Annotated in this window: 7 protein-coding genes; 3 read left to right on the forward strand and 4 right to left on the reverse strand. The window is 58.3% G+C overall.

The window, feature by feature from the left end; translation table 11 throughout:
• Positions 1 to 400: 400 nt before the first annotated feature.
• The gene (mqo, locus tag ACRESJ_RS07100) at positions 401 to 1,909 is read left to right on the forward strand and encodes a malate dehydrogenase (quinone) (RefSeq protein ID WP_431757271.1); all 1,509 of its coding nucleotides are present in this window, start codon (positions 401 to 403) and stop codon (positions 1,907 to 1,909) included.
• 151 nt (positions 1,910 to 2,060) lie between these two features.
• Here mqo and ACRESJ_RS07105 read toward each other — a convergent pair whose 3' ends face one another.
• From ACRESJ_RS07105 to ACRESJ_RS07120, 4 genes are all read right to left on the reverse strand, one after another.
• On the reverse strand, positions 2,061 to 2,348 hold the full coding sequence (locus ACRESJ_RS07105) for a PA4642 family protein (protein WP_431757272.1): 288 nt from the start codon (positions 2,346 to 2,348) through the stop codon (positions 2,061 to 2,063).
• Between the two features lie 63 nt (positions 2,349 to 2,411).
• Complete coding sequence (locus tag ACRESJ_RS07110) at positions 2,412 to 2,897, reverse strand: hypothetical protein (protein ID WP_431757273.1); 486 nt, start codon at positions 2,895 to 2,897, stop codon at positions 2,412 to 2,414.
• Between the two features lie 271 nt (positions 2,898 to 3,168).
• The gene (locus tag ACRESJ_RS07115) at positions 3,169 to 3,642 is read right to left on the reverse strand and encodes a WbuC family cupin fold metalloprotein (RefSeq protein WP_431757274.1); all 474 of its coding nucleotides are present in this window, start codon (positions 3,640 to 3,642) and stop codon (positions 3,169 to 3,171) included.
• 3 nt (positions 3,643 to 3,645) lie between these two features.
• Positions 3,646 to 4,203: a hypoxanthine-guanine phosphoribosyltransferase gene (locus ACRESJ_RS07120; RefSeq protein WP_431757275.1), complete on the reverse strand. Its 558-nt coding sequence runs from the start codon at positions 4,201 to 4,203 to the stop codon at positions 3,646 to 3,648.
• Positions 4,204 to 4,367: 164 nt separating this feature from the next.
• Here ACRESJ_RS07120 and upp point away from each other — a divergent pair, with 164 nt between their 5' ends.
• Positions 4,368 to 5,006, forward strand: coding sequence for a uracil phosphoribosyltransferase (upp, locus tag ACRESJ_RS07125; protein WP_431757276.1), 639 nt, complete (start codon positions 4,368 to 4,370; stop codon positions 5,004 to 5,006).
• A gap of 2 nt (positions 5,007 to 5,008) precedes the next feature.
• Positions 5,009 to 6,283, forward strand: coding sequence for a uracil-xanthine permease family protein (locus ACRESJ_RS07130; RefSeq protein WP_431757277.1), 1,275 nt, complete (start codon positions 5,009 to 5,011; stop codon positions 6,281 to 6,283).
• The last annotated feature ends 70 nt before the right edge of the window (positions 6,284 to 6,353 follow it).

The following is a 6,353-nucleotide window of genomic DNA, read 5'->3' on the forward strand; positions in this document are numbered from 1 at the left end:
TCTTCAAAAGAGCGTGAAAAAAACGGGTTTTCACAACTTCACAAGAGTGTGGCGAGCAAATGAATAGTTTTGCGTCTGAACATGCACCATTAGCGTCTACAACAGCCCAACGACACAGGACCGAGTACTCCTCGAACACCGGAGCCTGAAGCCTGTCCGCTACGGATTTGGTTGCACAAACGGATGTATCGACCATAAGTCGAATTGCCAGCCGCTCGTTGAAATGAGTTCATATGACTCTTATCAGACCCGGCAGGTAGCGTCCGTCGAAGTTGCAAAAAATTGCGAAGATTCGGACATGGCGATACTGCCATGGGTACCTGGGGCATCACTGACACGCCCCGTCACTCCTGGCAGCCATGCCGTCAATTTGGTGCTGCAGATTTTGGAGACGCGTTAAATGGCGCATAACGAAGCAGTCGACGTAGTACTGGTAGGGGCCGGCATCATGAGCGCCACCCTTGCGGTACTGCTCAAAGAGCTCGACCCCGCGATCAAGCTGGAAGTCGTCGAGCTGATGGATTCCGGTGCCGCGGAGAGTTCCAACCCGTGGAACAACGCCGGTACCGGTCACGCCGGCCTGTGCGAGCTGAACTACACGCCGCAGGCTGCCGATGGCGCCGTCGACATCAAGAAAGCCGTGCACATCAACACCCAGTTCGAGGTGTCGAAGCAGTTCTGGTCGTACTTGACCAAGAAAGGCACGTTCGGCTCGTGCAAATCGTTTATCAGCCCGGTTCCGCACCTGAGTTTCGTGCAAGGTGACAGCGGCGTTTCCTTCCTCAAGGAGCGCTTCAAGGTGCTGAGCAAGCACCACGCCTTTGCCGACATGGAATACACCGAAGACAAAGCTACGATGGCAGAGTGGATGCCGTTGATGATGCCTGGGCGCGACGCTGGCGAAACCCTCGCCGCCACCCGCGTGATCAATGGCACCGACGTCAACTTCGGCGCCCTGACTAACCAGTTGCTCAAGCACCTGACCAGCGCACCCGATGCCCAGGTCAAGTACTGCAAGCGCGTGACTGGCCTCAAGCGCAACAATGGCGGCTGGACCGTCAGCATCAAGGACGTCAACAGCGGCAACAGCCGTGAAGTCGACGCCAAGTTCGTCTTCCTCGGCGCTGGCGGCGCAGCGTTGCCGCTGTTGCAGGCCTCGGGCATCGAAGAAAGCAAAGGTTTCGGCGGCTTCCCGATCAGCGGCCAGTGGCTGCGTTGCGACAACCCGGAAGTGGTCAAGCATCACCAGGCCAAGGTTTACAGCCAGGCAGCGGTAGGTTCGCCACCGATGTCCGTGCCACACCTGGATACCCGTGTCGTCGACGGCAAGAAATCCCTGCTGTTCGGACCATACGCCGGCTTCACCACCAAGTTCCTCAAGCACGGTTCCTTCATGGACCTACCGATGTCGGTTCGCGCCGGCAACATCGGCCCGATGCTGGCGGTGGCGAAAAACAACATGGACCTGACCAAGTACCTGGTCAGCGAAGTGATGCAGTCGATGGAGCAGCGCCTGGAGTCCCTGCGTCGTTTCTACCCTGAAGCGAAAGCCGAAGACTGGCGCCTGGAAGTGGCTGGCCAACGGGTACAGATCATCAAGAAAGACCCGAAAAAAGGCGGCATCCTGCAGTTCGGTACCGAACTGGTCGCGGCCAAGGACGGCTCCCTCGCTGCCCTGCTCGGCGCTTCGCCAGGTGCCTCGGTGACGGTTTCGATCATGCTTGAGCTGATCGAAAAATGCTTCCCGGGTAAAACCAAGGGCGAGTGGGCTGCCAAACTGGCGGAAATCTTCCCGGCTCGGGAAAAGGTTCTGGAGACCGATGCTGCGCTGTATCGCAAGATCAACACGCAGAACAACGTTGCTCTGGAACTGGTTGAAGCCAGCAGCGAGACCGAAAGCTACGCTTGATTCGGCCTCCATAAAAAAACGCCCCGCTCTCATCGAGAACGGGGCGTTTTTTATGGTTCCTTAAAAGATCGCAGCTTCGCTTCGCTCGGCAGCTCCTACAGGAATACGCGTTCTTTTGTAGGAGCTGCCGAAGGCTGCGATCTTTTGATGTTCAGCCGCGAGCCTTTTCGATCAGCTCAATGTATTCCGGCGCATTGCGCTGATCCTTGATCAGGGCAATGAAATTATGGCCGTGCTCATCCTTGCCATTCACGTCGTAACCCGCTTCGACGAAGAACGTCAGGAAACGCTCGAAATCATCGATCCGCAGGCCACGATAAGCCTTGATCAGTTTGTGCAACGACGGCGAAGTGGCGTCGACCGGTTCAAAATCGAGGAACAACTTGATCTGCGCGTCGCCGATCTCGTCACCAATCACTTGCTTCTTATCTTTACGCATTGCCGACTCCAGCTCGCAGACATTTCACGGGGCGGGCAGTTTACCCCTGCGCGGGCCCGGCACTCAACGCGGACGAACAGCCCCGGTGTGCAAATCGGCCCAGACATGGCCATTGGCGTAACTGAGGAACTGGCAATACACCGTGTCATTGCGCAACAAATCGATCACCACCCGGTATTGCGCCAGTGGGTAATAGAGCGTCAGGGTCTTGCTCTTGTCGTCGTAGACCGGTTTTTTCAGGCTTTTGCTCTCGCCATCAAAATTGACCAGTACCTGATTGATGGTCGCTCCCTTGTTCAAGGACTTGCCCTTGAGGCGTACTAAAAGCGGCGAAGTGACGGGAATCGGCTGTTGATTGGACTGGCGCTGACTGCCGACCACTACTGAATATTCGGTAACTTGCAGGAGTTGTTGCTGTTCGGGTTCAGCGTCACGCAGGCTCAGGTCGTCCGGTGGCAGGAACTGCCCGTGCATCGGCGCCGGGGCAGCGGCCAGAGGGAGACTGAAGGTGAGCAATAAGGCGGCGCAGCAGCGGATCAGAGGACTCATGGCAGGCTCCGGTGGGCGGGGCCGGGCACTTTAGCATGTGCCAGGAGGCTGAATTGCCTAACAACGGTGGGAGCGAGCCTGCTCGCGAAAACATTAACGATAACGCGGACATTGTGAATGAACGCGGCGTCCTGAAGTTTTTCGCGAGCAAGCTCGCTCCTACAAATGCCTTAACTGAACAGCATTACGGTCAACACGGGCATTCAGGCAGCCCGTATTACCTTTGACGTCCATCGCGAGCAAGCTCGCCCCCACAATGTGCAAGGGCAGATCAGTCGAACTGCGCGCGCATCCAGGCTTGGTAGTCTGCGACACCCGGTTCACCTTCGCGCGGTGCCCAATGCGGCAGTTCCCCTTCACCAACCGGTCGATAAGGGCCAGCCTTGCATTCGAACATCAGACTGTCGGCTTCAAGTACCACCAAACCGTGGTACACGCCCGTTGGCAGGTCCACGCCAACACAGTCGCCGCCAGCCTGCAAAACCTGCTTTTTCACCACGGCGCCCGCTTCGTCGAAAATCAACAGCCCCAACCGCCCTTTAAGGACCAACAAGGTTTCGGCCTTGTTTTCGCCCAAATGACGGTGAGGTGGAATATAGGTAGCCGGTTGTAGCCCGACCGCCATCCGGTGGCAGGCATCTTCCATCAGGTGGAAGTTGTGGTGCTGACGCCCACGAGGATTGGCCCCGGCTTTCTCGGCCAATTCAGTGAACAGCGTTTGATCAAGAAAGCTTGGTGCGGCCATTGCTTACATTCCCTTAACGGCAAAAATCCCGTTGGCGTTGCGCCAGTAACCTTTGTAATCCATGCCGTAACCGAAAATGTAGCGGTCAATGCATGGCAAACCGACGAAATCGGCCTTCAGGTCCGGGCGGGCCTTGCGGTCGTGGTCCTTGTCGATCAGCACGGCGGTGTGCACTTTGCGGGCGCCGGCGTGTTTGCAGAAGTCGATGATCGCGCCCAGGGTGTGACCTTCGTCGAGGATGTCGTCGATGATCAGCACGTCACGGTCGATGAACGACACTTCCGGCTTGGCTTTCCAGAACAGCTCGCCACCGCTGGTTTCGTTGCGATAGCGGGTGGCATGCAGATAGGACGCTTCCAGCGGGAAATGCAGATGGGTCAGCAGTTTGCCGGCAAAAATCAGCCCACCGTTCATCACACAGAACACCACCGGGTTGCTGTCCGCCAGTTCATCGTTGATGTGCGCACCGACGCGGGCGATGGCCGCCTCGACTTCAGCTTCGGTGTACAGGCAGTCAGCCTCTCGCATGATTTGACGGATATGCTCGAGATCAGCGGACATGGCGCTCTCCAGGGGTGGCAGTTCAAGAAAAGCGGGCAAAGGTACGCATCCCGCGAGGCCAGATCAAGCGTTTGTGGACTAACGTACTCTATTGTCTATAGGACAACACCCTCGGATAGATTAATCTAGGCCGGTTTTTTTGCCCGCCGCCGGAGCCTTTCCCCATGCCTATTCTCGAGATCCGCCATCCGCTGATCCGTCACAAACTTGGCCTTATGCGCCGCGCAGACATCAGCACCAAGAATTTCCGTGAGCTCGCTCAGGAAGTCGGCGCCCTGCTGACCTATGAAGCCACCAAAGACCTGCCGCTGGAAACCTACGATATCGAAGGTTGGTGCGGCACTGTGTCGGTCGAAAAAATCGCCGGCAAGAAAATTACTGTAGTACCGATCCTGCGCGCCGGTATCGGCATGCTCGACGGCGTACTCAGCCTGATCCCAGGCGCCAAAGTCAGCGCCGTGGGCGTGGCGCGCAACGAGGAAACCCTCGAAGCTCACACCTACCTGGAAAAACTGGTACCGGAAATCGACGAACGCCTGGCGATGATCATCGACCCGATGCTTGCCACCGGTGGCTCAATGGTTGCGACCATTGATCTGCTGAAGAAAGCAGGCTGCAAGGAAATCCGCGCCATGGTGCTGGTTGCCGCCCCTGAAGGCATCGCCGTGGTCGAGAAAGCTCACCCGGATGTGACCATCTATACCGCGTCCATTGATCAGAAACTGAACGAGCACGGTTACATCATCCCGGGCCTGGGCGATGCTGGCGACAAGATCTTCGGCACCAAGCAGAAGGACGCGTAAGCATGCAACAAGAGTTCAACGATCCGCTCTGGCGCACGGTGCTGTCTGGCGCACAGATGCTGTTCGTGGCCTTCGGCGCCCTGGTGTTGATGCCGCTGATTACCGGCCTGGACCCTAACGTGGCGCTGTTTACCGCAGGCCTGGGGACAATCCTGTTCCAGATCGTCACCGGGCGTCAGGTGCCGGTGTTCCTGGCGTCGAGCTTTGCCTTCATCACCCCGATCATTCTCGCCAAGGGCCAGTTCGGCCTGGCCGCGACCATGGGCGGCGTGATGGCGGCCGGTTTCGTCTACACCTTCCTCGGCCTTGCCGTGAAGATCAAAGGCACCGGCTTCATCGATCGCCTGCTGCCACCGGTGGTGATCGGCCCGGTGATCATCTCCATCGGCCTGGCCATGGCGCCAATTGCCGCCAACATGGCGATGGGCAAGGCTGGCGATGGCAGCGAGCTGATTCATTACCAGACGGCGATGCTGATCTCGATGCCCGCGCTGTTGACCACACTGATCGTCGCGGTATTCGGCAAAGGCATTTTCCGCCTGGTGCCGATCATCTCCGGCGTGCTGGTGGGTTTTGGCATGGCGTTCTATTTCGGCGTGGTCGACACGGCGAAGATTGCCGCTGCACCCTGGTTCGCCATCCCGCACTTCACCGCGCCGGAATTCAACTGGCAGGCGATCCTGTTTATCGTTCCGGTGGCCCTGGCCCCGGCCATCGAGCACATCGGCGGCGTGATTGCGGTGGGCAGCGTGACCGGTCGCGACTACCTGAAGAAACCAGGCCTGCACCGCACACTGCTCGGTGACGGCATCGCTACCACCGCTGCCGGCCTGTTTGGCGGTCCACCCAACACCACCTATGCCGAAGTGACCGGTGCGGTGATGCTGACCAAGAACTACAACCCGAAAATCATGACCTGGGCGGCGATCTTCGCCATCAGCCTGGCGTTCATCGGCAAGTTCGGGGCGCTGCTGCAAAGCATCCCGGTGCCGGTTATGGGCGGGATTCTTTGTCTGTTGTTCGGCTCGATTGCTGCGGTGGGCATGAACACGCTGATCCGCCACAAGATCGATCTGGGCGAAGCCCGCAACCTGGTGATCGTTTCGGTGACCCTGGTGTTCGGCATTGGCGGTGTGCTGGTCGGTACCGGCACCGGCCCGGATGACTTCGGCCTCAAGGGCATCGCGCTGTGCGCGGTGGTGGCGATTGCGCTGAACCTGATCCTGCCGGGCAATGACAGCTGGAAGCACAAGAAGGCGGATGAGCCGCTGATCTAAGCCAGCTTCAAGAAAGTCTTCGCGGGCAAGCCTCGCTCCTACAATAATTCGCGTAGGAGCGAGGCTTGCC

Source organism: Pseudomonas sp. (assembly GCF_050739655.1).
Classification (GTDB): Bacteria; Pseudomonadota; Gammaproteobacteria; order Pseudomonadales; family Pseudomonadaceae; genus Aquipseudomonas.

Coding starts and splice junctions, on each gene's coding strand:
- ACRESJ_RS07110 (WP_431757273.1), bottom strand. CDS start 2,897: ATGAGTCCTCTGATCCGCTGCTGCGCCGCCTTATTGCTCACCTTCAGT.
- mqo (WP_431757271.1), top strand. CDS start 401: ATGGCGCATAACGAAGCAGTCGACGTAGTACTGGTAGGGGCCGGCATC.
- upp (WP_431757276.1), top strand. CDS start 4,368: ATGCCTATTCTCGAGATCCGCCATCCGCTGATCCGTCACAAACTTGGC.
- ACRESJ_RS07120 (WP_431757275.1), bottom strand. CDS start 4,203: ATGTCCGCTGATCTCGAGCATATCCGTCAAATCATGCGAGAGGCTGAC.
- ACRESJ_RS07105 (WP_431757272.1), bottom strand. CDS start 2,348: ATGCGTAAAGATAAGAAGCAAGTGATTGGTGACGAGATCGGCGACGCG.
- ACRESJ_RS07115 (WP_431757274.1), bottom strand. CDS start 3,642: ATGGCCGCACCAAGCTTTCTTGATCAAACGCTGTTCACTGAATTGGCC.
- ACRESJ_RS07130 (WP_431757277.1), top strand. CDS start 5,009: ATGCAACAAGAGTTCAACGATCCGCTCTGGCGCACGGTGCTGTCTGGC.